The 16,437-nt window shown below is 65.6% G+C and carries 16 protein-coding genes and 1 pseudogene; 11 read left to right on the top strand and 6 right to left on the bottom strand.

The annotated features are described in order from the left end of the window. Positions 1-76: 76 nt before the first annotated feature. The 5 genes from ACQP1K_RS22755 to ACQP1K_RS22735 all read left to right on the top strand — a co-directional run bounded on the left by ACQP1K_RS22755 (position 77) and on the right by ACQP1K_RS22735 (position 7,960). Complete coding sequence (locus ACQP1K_RS22755) at positions 77-2,791, top strand: lantibiotic dehydratase (RefSeq protein WP_433501621.1); 2,715 nt, start codon at positions 77-79, stop codon at positions 2,789-2,791. 17 nt (positions 2,792-2,808) lie between these two features. Next, positions 2,809-3,903 carry a lantibiotic dehydratase C-terminal domain-containing protein gene (locus ACQP1K_RS22750; protein WP_433497723.1) on the top strand — a complete coding sequence of 365 codons (1,095 nt, stop codon included), beginning with the start codon at positions 2,809-2,811 and terminating at the stop codon, positions 3,901-3,903. Positions 3,904-3,947: 44 nt separating this feature from the next. Continuing rightward, complete coding sequence (locus ACQP1K_RS22745; RefSeq protein ID WP_433497722.1) at positions 3,948-5,084, top strand: M50 family metallopeptidase; 1,137 nt, start codon at positions 3,948-3,950, stop codon at positions 5,082-5,084. A gap of 16 nt (positions 5,085-5,100) precedes the next feature. After that, complete coding sequence (locus ACQP1K_RS22740) at positions 5,101-5,733, top strand: DUF1707 SHOCT-like domain-containing protein (protein ID WP_433497721.1); 633 nt, start codon at positions 5,101-5,103, stop codon at positions 5,731-5,733. Between the two features lie 460 nt (positions 5,734-6,193). Further along, entirely contained in the window at positions 6,194-7,960 is a 1,767-nt protein-coding gene (locus ACQP1K_RS22735; RefSeq protein WP_433497720.1) for a BTAD domain-containing putative transcriptional regulator, read from the top strand. Positions 7,961-8,134: 174 nt separating this feature from the next. Here ACQP1K_RS22735 and ACQP1K_RS22730 read toward each other — a convergent pair whose 3' ends face one another. The 4 genes from ACQP1K_RS22730 to ACQP1K_RS22715 form a co-directional block, all read right to left on the bottom strand. After that, positions 8,135-8,329: a thiazolylpeptide-type bacteriocin gene (locus ACQP1K_RS22730; RefSeq protein WP_433497719.1), complete on the bottom strand. Its 195-nt coding sequence runs from the start codon at positions 8,327-8,329 to the stop codon at positions 8,135-8,137. A 33-nt stretch (positions 8,330-8,362) separates the two neighbouring features. Then, on the bottom strand, positions 8,363-8,455 hold the full coding sequence (locus tag ACQP1K_RS22725) for a hypothetical protein (protein ID WP_433501620.1): 93 nt from the start codon (positions 8,453-8,455) through the stop codon (positions 8,363-8,365). Between the two features lie 130 nt (positions 8,456-8,585). Next, the gene (locus tag ACQP1K_RS22720; RefSeq protein WP_433497718.1) at positions 8,586-8,765 is read right to left on the bottom strand and encodes a thiazolylpeptide-type bacteriocin; all 180 of its coding nucleotides are present in this window, start codon (positions 8,763-8,765) and stop codon (positions 8,586-8,588) included. A 129-nt stretch (positions 8,766-8,894) separates the two neighbouring features. Continuing rightward, positions 8,895-10,076, bottom strand: coding sequence for an amidohydrolase (locus ACQP1K_RS22715; RefSeq protein ID WP_433497717.1), 1,182 nt, complete (start codon positions 10,074-10,076; stop codon positions 8,895-8,897). A 93-nt stretch (positions 10,077-10,169) separates the two neighbouring features. Here ACQP1K_RS22715 and ACQP1K_RS22710 point away from each other — a divergent pair, with 93 nt between their 5' ends. The 6 genes from ACQP1K_RS22710 (at position 10,170) to ACQP1K_RS22685 (ending at position 15,496) form a co-directional block, all read left to right on the top strand. Then, entirely contained in the window at positions 10,170-10,814 is a 645-nt protein-coding gene (locus ACQP1K_RS22710; protein WP_433497716.1) for a hypothetical protein, read from the top strand. A 28-nt stretch (positions 10,815-10,842) separates the two neighbouring features. Continuing rightward, entirely contained in the window at positions 10,843-11,154 is a 312-nt protein-coding gene (locus tag ACQP1K_RS22705; protein ID WP_433497715.1) for a winged helix-turn-helix domain-containing protein, read from the top strand. After that, positions 11,151-12,050 (top strand): ABC transporter ATP-binding protein, encoded by a 900-nt coding sequence (locus tag ACQP1K_RS22700; protein WP_433497714.1) that lies wholly within the window; start codon positions 11,151-11,153, stop codon positions 12,048-12,050. Before ACQP1K_RS22705 ends, ACQP1K_RS22700 begins: the two co-directional genes overlap by 4 nt. Positions 12,051-12,144: 94 nt before the next feature. Beyond that, positions 12,145-12,882 (top strand): ABC transporter permease, encoded by a 738-nt coding sequence (locus tag ACQP1K_RS22695; RefSeq protein ID WP_433497713.1) that lies wholly within the window; start codon positions 12,145-12,147, stop codon positions 12,880-12,882. 44 nt (positions 12,883-12,926) lie between these two features. After that, positions 12,927-14,138, top strand: a complete 1,212-nt coding sequence (locus ACQP1K_RS22690; protein ID WP_433497712.1) for a M16 family metallopeptidase — start codon at positions 12,927-12,929, stop codon at positions 14,136-14,138. 68 nt (positions 14,139-14,206) lie between these two features. Then, positions 14,207-15,496: a M16 family metallopeptidase gene (locus ACQP1K_RS22685; protein ID WP_433497711.1), complete on the top strand. Its 1,290-nt coding sequence runs from the start codon at positions 14,207-14,209 to the stop codon at positions 15,494-15,496. Between the two features lie 68 nt (positions 15,497-15,564). Here the strand turns inward: ACQP1K_RS22685 and ACQP1K_RS22680 are convergent. Then, positions 15,565-15,807, bottom strand: a pseudogene (locus tag ACQP1K_RS22680) (MFS transporter); the annotation flags it as partial. Between the two features lie 187 nt (positions 15,808-15,994). Continuing rightward, positions 15,995-16,324 carry a hypothetical protein gene (locus ACQP1K_RS22675; protein WP_433497710.1) on the bottom strand — a complete coding sequence of 110 codons (330 nt, stop codon included), beginning with the start codon at positions 16,322-16,324 and terminating at the stop codon, positions 15,995-15,997. Between the last annotated feature and the right edge of the window lie 113 nt (positions 16,325-16,437).

Here is a 16,437-nt window from a genome sequence, read left to right as displayed (position 1 = left end):
ACGATTTAAGGAGCACTCAATGCTACAGAGCATGGCGCCGAACGTGGCTGAGAAGTGGATCCTGTCGGATCTGTTCATGCTCAGAGTGGCCGGCCTGCCGGTGGGGGCTGTGGACGCATTGCGGGCTACTGCCACGATTGCCTGGGCCGATCGGATGCTGACCCTGGAAACCAGTCTCGACCACCTTAAGTCGCCCGCTACCGATGTGCTGGAGGCGGCGGTGGGCGATGCGACTGAGGATCGGCTGCGCCACGATCTGGTCGCCTTACGACGTGACGTGTTCAATCGGCGCCTCCCGCGGGACCTGGCCAGAGCACGGAGACTGACTGCCGGACTGGGGCCGTCCGGTCGCGCAAAGGTGGCTCAGTGGCTGGACCTGCGCGAGCAGTACAGCCTGTTGGAGCGGGAAGGCGAGGATCTCCTGCAGGGGGAGATCTCGGCCGGACAAGAGCACCTGCGGGCGCTGGCCCTCGACCCCAGACTCCGTCACGGTTTGATGCTGGCCTCCCCCTCGTTGGATCGCTACCTGCCGACCTACCTGGAGGCTCCGGCGGGCCCGCTGGGAAAGAGGGCTCGTCGGATCGAGCGATCGCTGCTCGAGTACGTCTACCGCACCGCCTGCAAGACCAGCCCGTTCAGCAGCATGACCACGGTGGCGCTGGGCCGTTTCGGACCGGGTGGCGATGGCTCGGCGCTCGTGGTGGAGGGCCGGATCGGGGGGCTGGGGCGTAGCCACCCCCGGTTGAACGTCGCGGCCCTGGCCCGCCTCGCCGACGTCATCTCTGGCAACGCCGACCTCCGCCGAGATCTGCCGGTGGAGGTCACGACCGGGTGGAGCGCGGACAGCAACCGGGTCCGCTATGTCCGCCGTACCCGCCACACCGGTGACGCGGACGCCGCGATGACCTTCGACTCCCTGGAGGAGAGCCTGTTCTTCCTGTCCCGTGGGACGGTGCTCAAAGAGGTCCTGGAGATTTTGGAGAATGAACCGCGCATCCGGCTCGGCGAGTTGGCCGAGCGACTCCACCAGCAGGACCCGCTGGGGCGGGACCGAGCCGAGGTCGAAGCGTATCTGAGCCGTCTGCTCCGCCTCAGCCTGCTGACGATTCCGGCGCTCCAGGTCGACATTCACAGCGCCGATCCGCTGACCGGCTTCCGTGAACAGGTCGCGCAGCTGGGACGGGAGTGGTCCGACGAGCTGGCGGATCGACTCGATCTCATCCGTGGTCATCTCCACGAGTTCCGCAGTGCCGACCCACCCGGTCGCCGTCGCCTGGTGGAGGCCATCCGCAGCGAGCTGACGGAGGCTCAGCACGACCTGGGCGAGACCGAAGTCACCACTTCCCGCACTCTCGTCTATGAAGACGTGTGCCTGCCTGATCTGCGGGTCGTCGCAGATGAGGAAATGTGGCATCGGGAACTGGTGCCTGCGCTCAGAGGGGTCAGCCGCATTCTGCCGCTCTTCGACATGATGTTGCCGCACCGGCTCTCGCTGAAGGGATTCTTCCTCGCCCGATACGGCAGGGGAGGATGCTGCTCCGATGTTCTCCGTTTCATCCATGAGTTCCACCGTGACTTCTACGGCCAACTCTTGAAGGCTGCCCAGCGCCGCCAGGCGTTCGACGAGAACGGTGACTACCTCCCTCAGGAGAACTGGCTCCGCCTCCCCGAGATCACCGCACTCGACGAGGCCCGAAGCGAGTTGCAGCGGCGTATGCGCATCGCCTATGCCGAGCTGCCGCCGGACGCGCGGGAACTGGTACTGGACGACGATTTCTTCGACGCGGTGGCCGAACGGCTTCCCGCCTCCGGGCTGGTTTTCGACCCGCGTAGCTTCTTCCTCCAAGTGGCCAACGTGGACGGGGCGCCGCTGGGCGTGTTCAACCGCTCCTACAGCGCGTTGACCCTACTCTTCTCCCGTTTCACTCACTGCTTCGAAGAGGCCGCCGGTGATGAGGCGAGGACCGCTGGACTCGCCGCCCAGCTTCGCGACATGCTGGCAGGTCTCCAGCCGGAGGGCGCCGTCTTCGCGGAGCTGACCGGTGGCTACGACACCACCAACCTCAACCTGCACCCTCCGGTCACACCGTACGAGCTGGTCTGTCCTGGAGAGAACAGCACCAGGCCGGCGACGGCGCAGATTCCGGTGAGCGATCTGATCATCGTTCATGATGAGGCGACCGACCGGGTTCTGCTGCGCCACCGTGACTTGGATGTTGAGGTCATCCCGGTCTACCTGGGGTTCCTGATGCCGATGGCGCTACCGGAAGTGCAGCGAGCGCTGCTGCTCTTCTCGCACACCTCGATGGCCGCGCTGGACCTGTGGAGCGGCGTGGACCACCCGCTGGAGGACAAGACCATAGGCGGCCACCCTCGAGTTCGTTACCGCAACCTGGTGCTCGTCCGCGATACCTGGAAGACGCATCCGGACCATCTGCCGAACAGAGCGGCGGCGTCAAGTGATGCCGAGTGGTTTCTCGCCTGGCAGCGTTGGCGGCACGCGAACGGAATCCCTGCCCGGGTCTTTGTGCAAACCGACAATCCGCGTACCTCCGAGGAGCCGGACGCCGACCAGGGCGGCATGCGGTCGATCAAACCGCAGTACGTCGACTTCGACAGCTACTTCTCTCTCTGCCTCCTCGACCAGCTCGTCCGTCTGGCCGGGCGGCGGGTCGTCATGCAGGAGATGCTGCCCGACATTGATCAGCTCTGGCTACGGGGCGTGGACGGCAGGTATGTAACCGAGCAGACCATCGAGATCACCCGGACAAATCGCCCCCTGCGCGGTTAGAAGGAGTAGAATTCGCGATGATTTTGGAGTCAATTTCCCAGAAGGCCGGCGAGTGGCAGGCCGTCCATATCTTCTACAGCAGCGACTCCAAGCCGCTGCTCACCGAGTGCGTAGCCCCGCTCGTCCGGGACCTGCGCGATCGCGGACTGCTGGCCCGGTACTTTTTCATCAACTACTGGCTGGAAGGTCCGCACGTACGGCTCCGTCTGAAGCCGGCTCGGCCCGAGCTGACCGACGAGGTCCGCCGCTCGACGGAGGAGGCGATCGAGGCGTTTCTGAAGCGCAGGCCCGCGCTGTACGAAATGGACGCCGAGTCCATGGGGGAGTTCTACGATGAGATGTTCCGCTTGGAATACAGCGAGGAGGAGCGGATCGCCCGCTACGGCGAAAGCGGAAAGATGCCGTTTCGGCTCAACAACTCCTACCACTACTTCGCCTATGAGCCGGAGTATCGAAAGTACGGTGGTGAGGAAGGGGTGGCGCTGGCCGAGTGGCATTTCGAGCATTCCAGCGATCTGGTGCTTGAGCTGGTGGAGACCACCAATGTGCACCTGAGAACGGTCATGCTCGGCCTGGCCACCCAGCTCATGATGATTATGTCGGCCACCTTCCTCCGCGAGCAGGACGAGATCGCCGCATTTATGGACGATTACCATCACTTCTGGCACGACTGGTTCAAACTGGGCAATGAACAACGCGACGCTCAATATGAGAGCAACCTTCGCGAAAGTCTCCCAGACCTGCGGCGCCGTTTCGGCGAGATCCATCAGGCGGTGACCTCCGCCGAGCTGAACCGACTCACCACCTTCGGGCGCGCTTGGGCTCAGCACTGCGCGGATTTACGAGCCAAGGTCGTGGAGTACGCCGAATCGGGCAAACTGCTCTTCCCGGTCCGGGATGTCTCCGGACGGCGCCAGTTCCACGGCCGGGGTGTGGTCGGCTACGAGCCCATCACCGATCCGGAAGTGGCCTTGCGGATCCTGCTCTCGCCGTACATGCACATGACCAACAACCGGCTCGGTGCCAGCCTGGTGGATGAGTCTTATCTCTCCTATATGCTCTGCCGAGCGACAGGGCGCGATTACGTGCCGGTCGTCGGGCAGTCCGCGTGAGCCCCGCAGCGCTCCTGGAGAGCAGGCCCCGGCTGAGGCCGGAGGTGGTGATCGGATCGACGGTTCGCAAAGGCGCTGCTCTGGTTCATTATGTGAAAGATCAGCGCTCCGGCCACTATTTCCAGGTGGGCGCCCGGGAGGGCTTCATCATGGTCCGCCTGACCGGCCAGGCGACGTTGGCCCAGATCGGCGATGAGTATGCCGGCGTCTTTCAGCGAAGGCTGAACGAGGAAAGGTGGGGGCAGATCCTGGCCACGCTGGGCCGCCGCGGCCTGCTCACCGGTGGCCCTGAGGAGACGTCGGCGCCACCGGACGTGCCCGGGCCGCCGCGCAGCCTGCTGAGGGGACGGCTACCGCTGATCAACCCTGACCGGTTCATGCGGACCATGCTCGGTTTCCTGGGCTGGACTTACTCCGCCTGGTTCGTCGTTCCCGCGCTGCTCGCGGTTGTGATCTTGGAGGCGGGAATCGCGGTCCAGATCCGCACGCTTTGGGACGAGGCGGTCACGGTGTGGCGTGATCCGTGGATGATGCTGGTCGTCGCGCTCTTCCTCTGGCTGAGCCTTGGCGTCCATGAGATGGCGCACGGCCTCACCTGCATCCGCTTCGGCGGTACGGCGAGCGAGATCGGCATCATGTGGCGACTCCCGTTCCTAGCGCCTTACTGCAGGGTCCACGACATGATGCTCTTCCCCAAGCGTCGATATCGCGTATATACCGCTGCGGCCGGTGCCGCTGTCTCCCTGCTGCTGCTCCTGCCGGTGGCCCCGGTCTGGTTGACGGCCGAGCCAGGCAGCGGCACCCGTCAGTTGACCGCGGCGCTGTTGGTTTTCGGTAGCGCCGCCGCTCTCGTCAACCTGGTGCCGTTCTTCCAGTTCGACGGCTATTCCATGCTCAATCATGCGCTGGGCATGGACGATCTGCGGGGAGACAGCCTGCGACTTCTCGCCGCTCGCTTGCGGCGTGGTGGGCGGACGCCGGAATATCCACGGTCCGTCGCCGTGCTGTACTTCGCGTATGGCGTGGCCTCGATTATCGCCGCCCTGGCCTTGGGCGTCCTTCTGATTGCCCTGTCCTGGTACGGTCTTTCATTGTTCACTGGGGGAGAGGCGGCCGCCGCCATCGTCGCCATGGGCTTGGCTGTCGGGGCGCTCCTGGCGTTTGGGGCGCGCAGCCGCTGAGGTCAGGAGGGTGAGAATGACCGACGAGCACGACCTCCCCACCACCCGCGCGAGGTTGCGCATTTCCACAGCCAATCGCGAACTCGCCCTCAGCATTCTCAACGAGGCCGCGGCGGACGGTCGGCTAGCCCTCGAGGAACTGGAGGAGCGGCATGAAGCGGTGCTTCGTGCTCGTACTCGCGGCGAACTGGCCGGTGCGCTGAAGGACCTGGTGGAGGATGGCTCGCCGCTCTTCACAGGAGAGCGGCGCGACTCAAGGATCGGGGGGCGGCCCGGTTCCCGTTTCTCCTTGGCGATCTTCTCTGGGAGTTGGCGCAAAGGCGGGTGGGTGCTGCCCCATCGGCACACAAGCGCCGCGTTCTGGGGCCGGGCCGAGCTTGACCTGCGCGACGCCCGGTTCACCGAGGCGGAATCAGTGATCACCTGTTTCGCGCTGATGGGCGGGATCGAGATCGTTGTTCCGGCGCATGTGACCGTCCAACTCGAGGGCGTCGGCCTCCTCGGTGCCTTCTACGGGGACGACGAGGACGTCTCAGGGGTGCAGGACAGTCCGGTGGTACGGGTCAGGGGACTTGCGGTCTGGGGCGCGGTCCACATCACCAGGTCGGCGCCCGGCGGTGGGAAACGCGGTCAAGGCGATGGTGACTGATGCGGTCGCCATCTCCGATCTGAAATGCCGAGAATATGCTGACTTTCGAGATGACGGATTCGCCGATCGGTTTGCAAGGAGGTCGCGGTTTCCGATGGGTGGAGTTCCTTCTGAGTGACCTTGATCATGCCGCCAACCTGAGCTCGTTTTGGTGGCGTTGATAGCGGCTCTGGTGCACTAGACGGTGCTGGCCGACTTCAGGAGATATCACCTTCCGTGGTTAGTGGCTTGCCGAATGTGACCTCGTTGTTGCGCTGAAAGTTCTCGCTGAAAAGCAATCCTTGTCGACCCTTGTTGACCCCTGTTAAGTTTGTATTTCCAACTTCTTGGAGTAATTGAATACTTTGGCGTTGTCGGCGAGAAGGGAAGGGCGATGAGCATTCAGTTTAGACTCTTAGGCTCCGCTGAGATCACCATGAGGTCACGGGTCACCGTCCTGCCCGCGACAAAACCTAGCGTCGTGCTTGCGACACTCTTGCTGCACGCCAACGAGTTCGTCTCGGTCGACCGCCTGCTCAAGACCGTGTGGGGGGATTCGGTGCCGCGTAGTGCGCACGCCACCCTGCAGACATACGTCATGAGGCTGCGCCGGTTCCTGCAGAATCAGGGCATCGGCAACTGTCCGATCCGGACGCTCCCCGGGGGGTACCGCATAGACGCCTCCGTGGAGAACCTCGACCTGCTGCGGTTGCGCCAGCTCATCGCTCGTGCCCGCCGACAGAGGAGCAACGCCGTCGAGGAGGCGCGTTACCTGGACGAGGCGCTTGCTCTGTGGCATGGCCCGCCTCTGGTCAACATTCCCTCAGAGGTGCTGCACCGTGAGGAGGTTCCCCGCCTGACCGAGCAGTTGCTGGAAATCACCGAACGCCGGATGGACCTTGAGCTCCAAGCTGGACGGTATCGCTCGGCGGTGGCGGAGTTGCGCGCCCTTACCGCTGCCCACCCACACCGCGAGCGGTTCTGGGAGCAGCTCATGGAGGCGCTTTACGGCTCCGGTCGTCAAGTCGAGGCGTTGGAGGAGTACCGGCGGATTAAGGAGACTCTCCGCGATGAGCTGGGCGTTGATCCCGGGCCCGGCCTCCAGCGCATGGAGTTGGCCGTGCTGAAGGGAGAACATCCCCCCGCTGGCCGGGCCGCCGCGCCCATTGCGCTCATGCCAACCGCGGCCTCGACCCCGTTGACCGGCTCGTGCCAACTGCCGCCGGACGCGCCCTACCTGATAGGGCGGGGCAAACTGATCGATACGATCGCCGACAACGTCATCCGAGACTCGGACCGGCCGGGCACCACGATCACCATCATCCGGGGTGTGCCCGGTGTCGGGAAATCCGCCGTCGCGCTGCGGCTGGCGTATGAGGTGAGCCGGTTCTTCTCCGGCGGCCAATGGTATGTCCGCCTCAGGGATTCCGATGGCGCTCCGCGACAAGCCGCTGACGTCCTCGCCGAGCTGCTGGAGCGGGCCGGGGTGGATCCGGCGCAGATCCCGCAGGGCGAGATCGCCCGCCAGTCCGCGCTCAGGGCCGCCACCTGGGGGCGAGGCGTTCTGATCCTGGTCGACGACGTCGTGGATGCCGAGCAGGTGCAGCCGCTCCTCACCGGATGCCCCGACGCCGCCTTCATCGCCACCAGTCGGCGAAGGCTCCTGGAGTTGACCGCCTGGGCGGGAGTCCGCTCGTTTGAGCTGCCACCCCTACCATCGGACAGCTCGCTGGAACTGCTCGCCACCATCCTCGGCCGAGAGCTGATCTCCGGCGAGGAGCAGCACGCCGCCTGGCGGCTGGCCGAACTCTGCGGCCACCTGCCCTTGGCGCTGCGCATCGCGGCCGCCAAGCTGGCCGACTGGCCAGGCCACAGTCTGGCCGACTTCGTCGCCTGGCTGGCCGCCGATCCCCTCATGCGGCTGGCGGTGGGGCGACGAGGATCGATCTCCATGCGTCGCTCCTTCGCGGGCTCATACGCCTCCCTGAGCAGCGACGGGCGGAACCTGTTCCGGTTGATCGGGGTGAAGGTGAAGAGCCCGGAGTTCACGCTTGAGGAGGTGGCGCGGTTCACCGGGATGGCCCGCCGGGAGGTCGAACCGCTCTTGGAAGAACTGCTGGACGCCGGACTGCTGGGCAGTACCGCGCCCAACAGCTTTTGGATGCCCCGGTTGCTTCACCAGTACGCTGGGGAGCTGGCCTGTGAAGAATTCACAGGCGCCGCTTACGCCTCGGCCGACGTGCTATAGAGCTATAGAGCCTGATCGTGAACCCGCGCCGCTGCCGTTGCCACCCGCGCCGCGCTGCTGCAGCCGATGGCGTGTCTCCGGGTGGCGTCGCGGCTTTCCGTACGGGCTCATGATCAGGTTCTTGAGAGTGCCGTTGTGCCGCAGATCAGGGCACGACGGGCTGGCCGCCTGATGTCAGGCGCAGCTGGACGAGCTGCTCGTGCAGCTACAGCAACTGCTGCAGCAGCTCGAGCTGCTGGTGCTGGTCGAGCCACCGAGTTCCTCGGTCATTCCGTCCTCGTAGTCCTGGATCTCGAAGGTCTCGGCCTCGAGAAGCTCGAGGTCACCATGGAGGAGTGTGGGGAGCCCCAAGTCGCTCACCTGCTTCATCGTGGGTCTTCCTTTCGCTCAGTGCCGGGGCCATCAGCCGCAGCAGGAGGTGCTGCTGCAGCTGGTGCAGCTGCTGCAGCAGCTCGTGCTGCTGGTGCTGGTCGAGGCACCGAGTTCCTCGGTCATTCCGTCCTCGTAGTCCTGGATCTCGAAGGTCTCGGCCTCCAGGACACCCAGCTCGTCCCGCAGGAGTGTGGGGAGCCCTATGTGGCTCACCTGCATTGCGGGTCTTCCTTTCGCTCAGTGCCCGGCGCCATCAGCCGGTGCAGGAGGTGCTGCCGGTGCTGGTGCAGCTGCTGCAGCAGCTCGTGCTGCTGGTGCTGGTTGAGCCACCGAGCTCCTCGGCGACTCCATCTCCGTAGTCCTGGATCTCGAAGGTCTCGGCCTCCAGGGCACTCAGCTCGTCCCGCAGGAGCGGGGATTCGACGTTGTTCATGCCTTTCGTCCTCCTTGAGGTCGCGACACCTGGTGTCGGTGCTCTGAGGATCGCAACCGTCGCTAGCGGCTCTGTCGGTGGATGCCTGGCGAATCGCTGGCAATCGGCTGGCAGATCGCTGACACCCGCTCAAACCACGGGAGTCGTCGATGTACCGGCCAGGTCCGCCGAGCGCAGCCGGCCCAGCCGGAGCCGGGCCATATCGATCGCGGTCCATGCGAGAGCCGTTGCTCCGTCCAGGACGGCCCGATCGGCGCTGTCGGACGCGCAGTGGGTGGCGAAGGCCGGCTGGTGTGGGTGGGCATCTCCGGGACCCACTGCGAGCGTCGCGTGCAGCGAAGGTAGTACCTGGGAGATGTTGCCCATATCCGTCGAAGCAGCCGGGATGATCCGGATAGGGTTGCGACCCAGCGAGCGGGCGTTGGCCTCGAACAGCGAGGCCAACTCGTCGTCGGCCCGGAAATCCAAGTAGTCCGGCTCAGGGGTGGAGATCGTGAACTCGCAGCCGGCGGCCAGAGCCCCGGCACGCAGGCACTCCTCTACTCGAGCGCGCACGTATCGCATGCCCTCTACAGTGCGCGCCCGTACGCCGAACCGACCGGCGGCATAGGAGGGAATGATGTTGTAGGCGTTGCCCGCCTCTTCTGCTATCCCATGCACGCGGCATCCGTCGGGAAGTTGCTGACGGAGCAGTCCTATCGCCACCTGGGCGACGGTCATCGCGTCGGCGGCGTTCCGTCCCAGGTGGGGTGCCGCTGCCGCGTGGGCGGCCCGCCCCCGGTACTCCACCTTGATAGTGGTCCGGGCGAAGGATCGGAAGGCCGCCGAGTCGATGGCCGCGGGATGGATCATCATCGCGATGTCCACGTCGGCGAAGGCACCCCGCTCCAGCAGCAGAACCTTGCCGCCCCCGCTCTCTTCGGCGGGCGTTCCGAGGACCTTCAGCCGAATTCCGAGCTCTGCGGTCAGGTCGTGCAGGCCGATAGCCGCGCCCACGCCGGCAGCGGCGATGATGTTATGGCCGCACGCGTGTCCGAGGCCGGGCAGTGCGTCATACTCGCAACAGAGGGCGATTGTGAACGGCCCAGTGCCCGCCGTCGCCGAGAAGGCGGTGGGCATGTCGCAGATGCCGCTCTGCACCTCAATCCCCACTGCCTGTAGTAGTTCAGCGCACCAGCGGGCGGCACGCTGTTCGGAGAAGGCGGTCTCAGGGTGGGCGTGGATGCGGTGGCTGAGCGCGACCAACTCGTCGGCATTGGCCGCGATCCGGTGCGCCGCCTTCTCTTTCAGGTCCTCGGATGGTGAGTTCACAGCACCTACCTCGTTCCCACTAGCATTGACTTAGTCCTCCAACCAGTTTAGTTTGTAAACTGGTCTCAATTTAAAGCTTGGTGTGGTGGTCGCATGCAAGCCGAAAAATCCCCGCCCTTAAGCCCGCAGGAGACGTTGCGTCTCATCTCTCAGGGCCGGGCGGAGGCCCGGCGCAAACTGGGCGGCAGCCCCCTGCTCCTGTACGTGCCCTGGGGGCTGGCTTGGCTTCTCGGGCTCGGCGCGATGTTTTTGCGAAACGGCCCGGACGGACGGGTGTTCGTCGACATGCCGGAGTTCCTGCCCCGGGTGATCCTCTTCGGGGTCATGGCGATCGCGCTACTGATCAATGTTCTCGGCGTCTATCGGGGCAACCGGGGACTCAGCGGGCGCTCCTCGGAGCAGGGGCTCATGTACGGACTGGCATGGATGCTGGGTATGACGGGCGTGGCGGCGATTACCGGTAGCCTCGCCCGGTTCCTCCCCTATTCGCACCAAGAGCTGGCCTGGACGGCGCTGATCACCGCCGCAGTCGGCATTCTCTACCTCGCGGGCGCCGCCGTCTGGACGGACTGGCGGGTGTTCGTCTTCGGCGGCTGGTTGATAGTCAGCGACATGGCCGGGGTGTGGGCGGGCCCAGGCTGGCATTCTCTCGTCGTGGCTCTCGCGGGCGGCGGTGGCCTGATCGTCTTCGGGGTGGTCTTGGAAATCAGAAGTCGGATGACGCGCGATGGGCACTGACTCCCCGCTTGGTGAGGAGCTGGACCCGGTGATCCACGCGCAGGCGCGGCTGCGCGTGGTCACGGCCCTGTCCGTGCTGGGCGAAGACGATCGCGTCACATTCCCCTGGCTGAAGGATCTGCTGAGCATGTCCGCCGGAAATCTCTCCGTCCACCTGCGCAAGCTCGACGAGGCTGAGTATGTGGAGATCACCAAAACCTTCCAGGGCCGCACCCCGGTGACCTTCGTCCGGCTGACCATGCGCGGCCGCCTGGCCTTCGAGCAGTACGTCACCGCGTTGCAGCGGCTCCTAGATGCGGGTCACACCAACACCCAGAGAAAGGCAAGGGATTCCACATGACCGACGTCGTGGCCATGGCCGACCGGGTCAGTCGGCGTTACGGCGATACCTTCGCCCTCGAAGACGTCTCCTTACAGGTCAGCGCCGGTGAGATCGTCGGCCTGCTCGGGCCCAACGGCGCCGGCAAGAGCACCCTGATCAACCTTCTGGTCGGTCTCCGCCGCCCAACCTCCGGCACGGTCGAGATCTTCGGACGGAACCCGCGCGAGCCGCAGGCCCGTCGCCACATCGGTGTGACCCCACAGGAGACCGGCCTGCCGCCCACCCTCAAGGTCCGCGAGTGCGTCGACTTCGTGGCCGCCCACTTCACGGACCCTGTCGACCGCGATGAGTTGCTCGACAGATTCGGCCTCACCACGCTGGCGCACCGCCAGACCGGGGGACTCTCGGGTGGTGAGAAGCGACGCCTAGCCGTTGCGTTGGCATTCGTCGGACGTCCCCGTCTGGTCTTCCTCGACGAGCCCACCACCGGTCTGGATGTCGAGGCTCGCCATGCACTCTGGCAGGGCATCCGTACCTTCCATGCCGAAGGCGGCACGGTCGTTCTCACCAGCCACTACCTGGAGGAGATCGAGGCACTGGCGGAGCGGGTCGTCGTCTTGAGCGGCGGCAGCGTCCTCAGCGACGACACGGTGGAGGCGGTCCGTTCCCTGACCGGCGTCCGGCGGGTGAGCCTGTGCATCGCCGAGGTGCCGCCGCTGCACGGCGTGATGAGTGTGGAACGCGAGGGCGACCGCACCCACCTGCTCACCACAGACGCCGACCAACTCGTACGTGATCTGGTAGTGAGCGGCGTCGCCTTCCAGAGCTTGGAGATTCGGGCAACCTCGCTCGAGGAGGCTTTCCTCTCCCTCACCGCTCAGACGAACGACCCCGTGACCGCGTCATCGGACTGACCGCTCCGACAGGAATCCGATTCTCGGGCTCGCCGAACGGCTACGGCAACGGCCGAGCACTGCCCCCACATCCCCCACGAGAGCAGGTTTCGCCATGCAACTCTCCCTGGTTCATGCCAAATATCAATTCATTGAGACCATCCGGGTGCCGATCGCCGTCATCAGCGCCGTCTTCTTCCCCACGGCTGCGATGATTTTCTTCGTCGTTCCTTTCGCGGGGCACGATCCGGTCGCCTCCACGTACGCGACCGCTTCGATGGTGACCTTCTCGGTCATGATGAACTGCCTGTTCAGCTACGGCGTCGGCGTCGCCGAGGACCGAGCCCAGCCGTGGGACCCCTTCACGCGCACCCTGCCCGCGGGCTCGGGTCCGAAGTTCGCCGGCCGCATCCTCAACAGTGTGGTGTTCATGGTGATGTCGCTGATCCCGGTGGTCGCGGTCGCCGCGATCGCCACCGAGGCGACCATCACGACGTTCCGGTTGCTGGCCGCCATCGGCACCCTCGTCTTGGTGGCCGTGCCGTTCACCCTCATGGGGCTGGCCATCGGCTACGCCCTGCCCAGTAAGGCGGCTCTGGCGACAGCTCAGATCGTCTTCTTTCCTCTGGCCTTCGGCGGCGGGCTGTTGGCCGCGCCCGGACAGTCGCCCGGTTTCGTCGAAGTCATCGCCCCCTTCCTGCCGACTCGGGGAGCGGTCGAACTGATGTGGCGTGCGGTGGGCGACTTCAAGGTGAGTGTCACATCAATGATCATGCTCGTGGTCTGGATCCTGCTCTCCGGTGCCCTGGCCACCTGGGCGTACCGCCGGGACGAGGGCCGTCGCTTCGCATGAAGCCCTCCGTCCACCGGAGCACGCTGGCCAACGGGCTACGAGTCGTGTTCACCGAAGATCACCTCGTCCCGTTGGTGGCCACCCACCTTCGTTACCGGGTGGGCTCCGGACATGAGGTCTTCGGCCGTACGGGCCTAGCCCACCTGCTTGAGCACCTGATGTTTCAGGGCTCCGCCAATACGGCCCCGGGTGAGTACGCCTCGCTGATGACAGGGGCGGGCGCGCGGTTCAACGCGGCCACATCTTTTGAGTGGACGAGTTACTATGCGACGCTGCCTAGTGATCAGCTCGCCCTGGCGCTCCGGCTCGAAGCCGACAGGATGGCCACCTTGCCGGAGGCACTCGACCCCGGCCGCCTGGAAATCCAGCGTGAAGTCGTGATGAATGAGCGACTGCAACGCTACGACAACGTTCCGTACGGCACGGCGCTCGAACACCTCTTCGGGCTGGGGCACCCCTATCGGCATCTACCCATCGGCTCGCCCGGCGACATAGCGGCGCTGACGTTGGAACATTGCCGCGAGTTCTTCTTAACCTACTACACCCCCGGCAACGCCATACTGAGCCTCGTGGGCGATGCAGAACCGGAGCGGGTGTTTGGCCTGGTCGAGCGATACTTCGGTCCTGTGCCGGCCCGCCCCGGCCCCGCTCCACCGAACTCTTCCGATCTTTGCCAACTCGGCGGAGATGAGAGGAAGAGGCTGGAGATCAGGGAAGAGACCGCAGGTCCGGCGCTCTTCGCTCTCTTCCGGTTGCCCCCGGCCGGCGGCCCGGAACTGGAGTCAGCCGCCGCGGCGGTCGACATCCTCGGCTTGGGAAGGAGCGGCAGGATACGCAGGAGACTCGTCCAGGAAGCCCGCCTGGCGGCGAAGGTCGACTTGACGGTCAAGCGGTTCTTTGACAGCCCGTCCGCAGCACTGCTGTCGATCATCGGAATGGAGGGTTCCTCTCTGGAAGCCATCGAGTCGGTTCTGTTTGAAGAGTTCGACCTGCTGGCCAGCTCCGATCCGACCGACTCCGAAATGGAGTGCGCGGTGGCCCAGGCGGAGCGGGAGTTCCTCGAACGCACCCAGACGCTGGCCGGGCTGGCCGGCGAGATCGCCGGTGACCTGCTGGCACTGGACGATCCGGTTCGCGCTTTTGAAGCAATGGAGTGGCGGAGCCAGGTGGACGGGTCGGGGATCAGGTCCGCGGCCGCGCTGCACTTCCAGCCCGGCCCCAGCGCCGTGCTGACCTACATGGAAGGCTCTGGGTGACTCCCGGCCATGGCCTCGACGCTCGGCCCACCCCCTTGCGCTGGGCTTTTCCTCAAGTGTGCAGGAGCGTGCTGAGCAACGGGCTGCCCGTGCTCAGCTGCCATACCCCTGGCAGACGGTTGGCCGCCTTCCACCTGGTTATTCATGTCGGAGCCAGTCAGGAACCCGAAGGATACGACGGGCTCGCGCAGATCGCTGCTCAATCCCTTATCGAGGATGGCGCCGGTGAGTGGGGGAGTCGAGTCGAGCGACTGGGTGCGACTCTGGGCGTATCGGCCGGCCTCGCATCGACCAGGATCGTCATGAGCGTGCCCGCTGGACGACTGCACGGCGCGCTGGACGTGCTCTTCGAGGCGCTGTCCGGATCCAGGGTGAACGCCGGAAATGTCGAGCCGCTCGTGCGTACGCAATGTGAAGTGGTGCGGCGAGAAGGCATCGATCCGCGACGCAGAGCCAAAGCCGAGCTCTACGCCGCGCTGTTCGACCCCGGAGAGCGTGCCGCGCGGCGGATCGGCGGCAGTTCGGAAACCCTCGCCCGGATTGACGTGGCGGCTGTGGAGGACTTCCGCCGCCGTTTTTACGGGCCCGACAACGCGACGAGCGTGATCGCCTGTGAAATGCCCTCCGATCGGCTCGGGCGAGTGCTCGCCGACCGGCTGGGCAGGTGGCACGCTCCGGCGCTTCCCTACCGCCGCTTGAATCCGCCGCGGGCAGCGGGAGAGCCAGGCCTCACCATCGTCCATCGGCCCGATGCGCCGCAGACCGAACTCGCGCTCGGTCACCTGCTGCCGGATCCTCGACATCCGGAGTGGGCGGCCCTCAAAGTCGCGGCCCACGTGCTGGGCGGCGGCCTCGACTCCAGGCTGAACATGAAGCTGCGGGAGCGCAAGGCGTACAGCTACGGATTCAGCGCCGCGGCCGAGCCACTCCCACAGGCCGGATTGCTCTTCATCAGGGGATCTGTAGCGAGAGCCAGGAGTGTGGATGCGGTTGCCGACATTCTTGCCGAGCTGTCCCGGACGGCCGAGGAGGGGGTGCGGCAGGACGAATGTCAGACCTCGGTGGACAAGCTGGTCCGGGGGGCGTACACGCGGTTCGAGACGACTGGGCAAATCGCAGCGAAACTGGCACGGACGGCCGCCGGAGGGCTCCCGGACGACGAGGCCGGTCAACACCTACTCGCCTTGGCGGCTCAGGACCGGGATACCGTTTCAACGGCGCTGGCGCGTCACCTCTCCATCGCCAGGCTAGCGGTGGTCGCGGTGGGGGACGCCCATAAGATTTATGCGCCACTGGAGCAGCTCTGTGGCCGACCCGCCAAGTTGGTAGACCCGGAGGCATACGGTACGCACCCTTGACCGCCCAGGCGCGACGGTGAGGTCCTCCGGGCCGCTCACCTCACGACTGCCAGGCACCCAACAGGTCCTCAGGGCCCCGCCAGAGCGCGCGGCCGCAGGTGTTCGGGGTAAGCCTGTCCGATGGCGGTGTTGATCGACACCGTCACCATCCCGCCCGCCAACCCGCCCAGGAAGCGCGCGGCCGCCAGTTGCCAGATCGAGGTGCTGGCGGCCGCGACCAGCGGCGTGGCCACCGCCAGCACCATGCCCGCCGCCAGCGGGCGGTGCCGGGCCTCTCGGCTACCCCTCACAAGGCGAACGAGAGGCCCGGCGCACGGCGTACCGAGAGGCCCGGCACCTGCTGGATTCCTTGACGCCGATGTCGGTCGAGGTCATCCCCGCGGCCGGACCATTGGACGCGGTGAACACGCCATCGTAGGAGATGAGCTCGATGACCTGCCCGTCCGGATCGACCAGAGCGATGCCGTCCCGCGGCCCGTTCTGCAGGCCATTCTGGGCTTACTCGACAACCACGACCCCGGCGGCCGGCACTTTGCCGGACAGGTTCTCGCTCGCGCCGTTGATCGTGTCCGGCGACGTGTAGACGACGGCCGCGTCGGCCACGTTGCCGTTACAGCGGACGATCTTCCAGCCGGTCAGATCGAATCCGGGCGGTGCCTCGATCTCCACCGCCTCGCCTTCGTCGGCGCCGACGTTGTCGTAGTGGATCTCGCTGATGAACGGGGTGAATTCTTCGGCCGCCGCGGGCACGGAGACCAGACCGGTCACCGCCATGACCGCGGCGGTGGCGATGGCGACGAATGGCGCACTGCGCCGCCTCAAACGCATCCTGTCCCTCTTCTCGTCGGTGGTGCTGCGGCCCCCGAGTGAGTGGTGCCATGAGTGCGCGATGCCTGAAGGGGCAAGGGGCGGTGGCGCAGAACGTTCGTCCACTCCACCGC

The organism is Sphaerimonospora sp. CA-214678 (assembly GCF_050942215.1).
Lineage (GTDB): Bacteria > Actinomycetota > Actinomycetes > Streptosporangiales > Streptosporangiaceae > Sphaerimonospora.
This window is presented reverse-complemented; position numbering and strand designations above follow the sequence as displayed.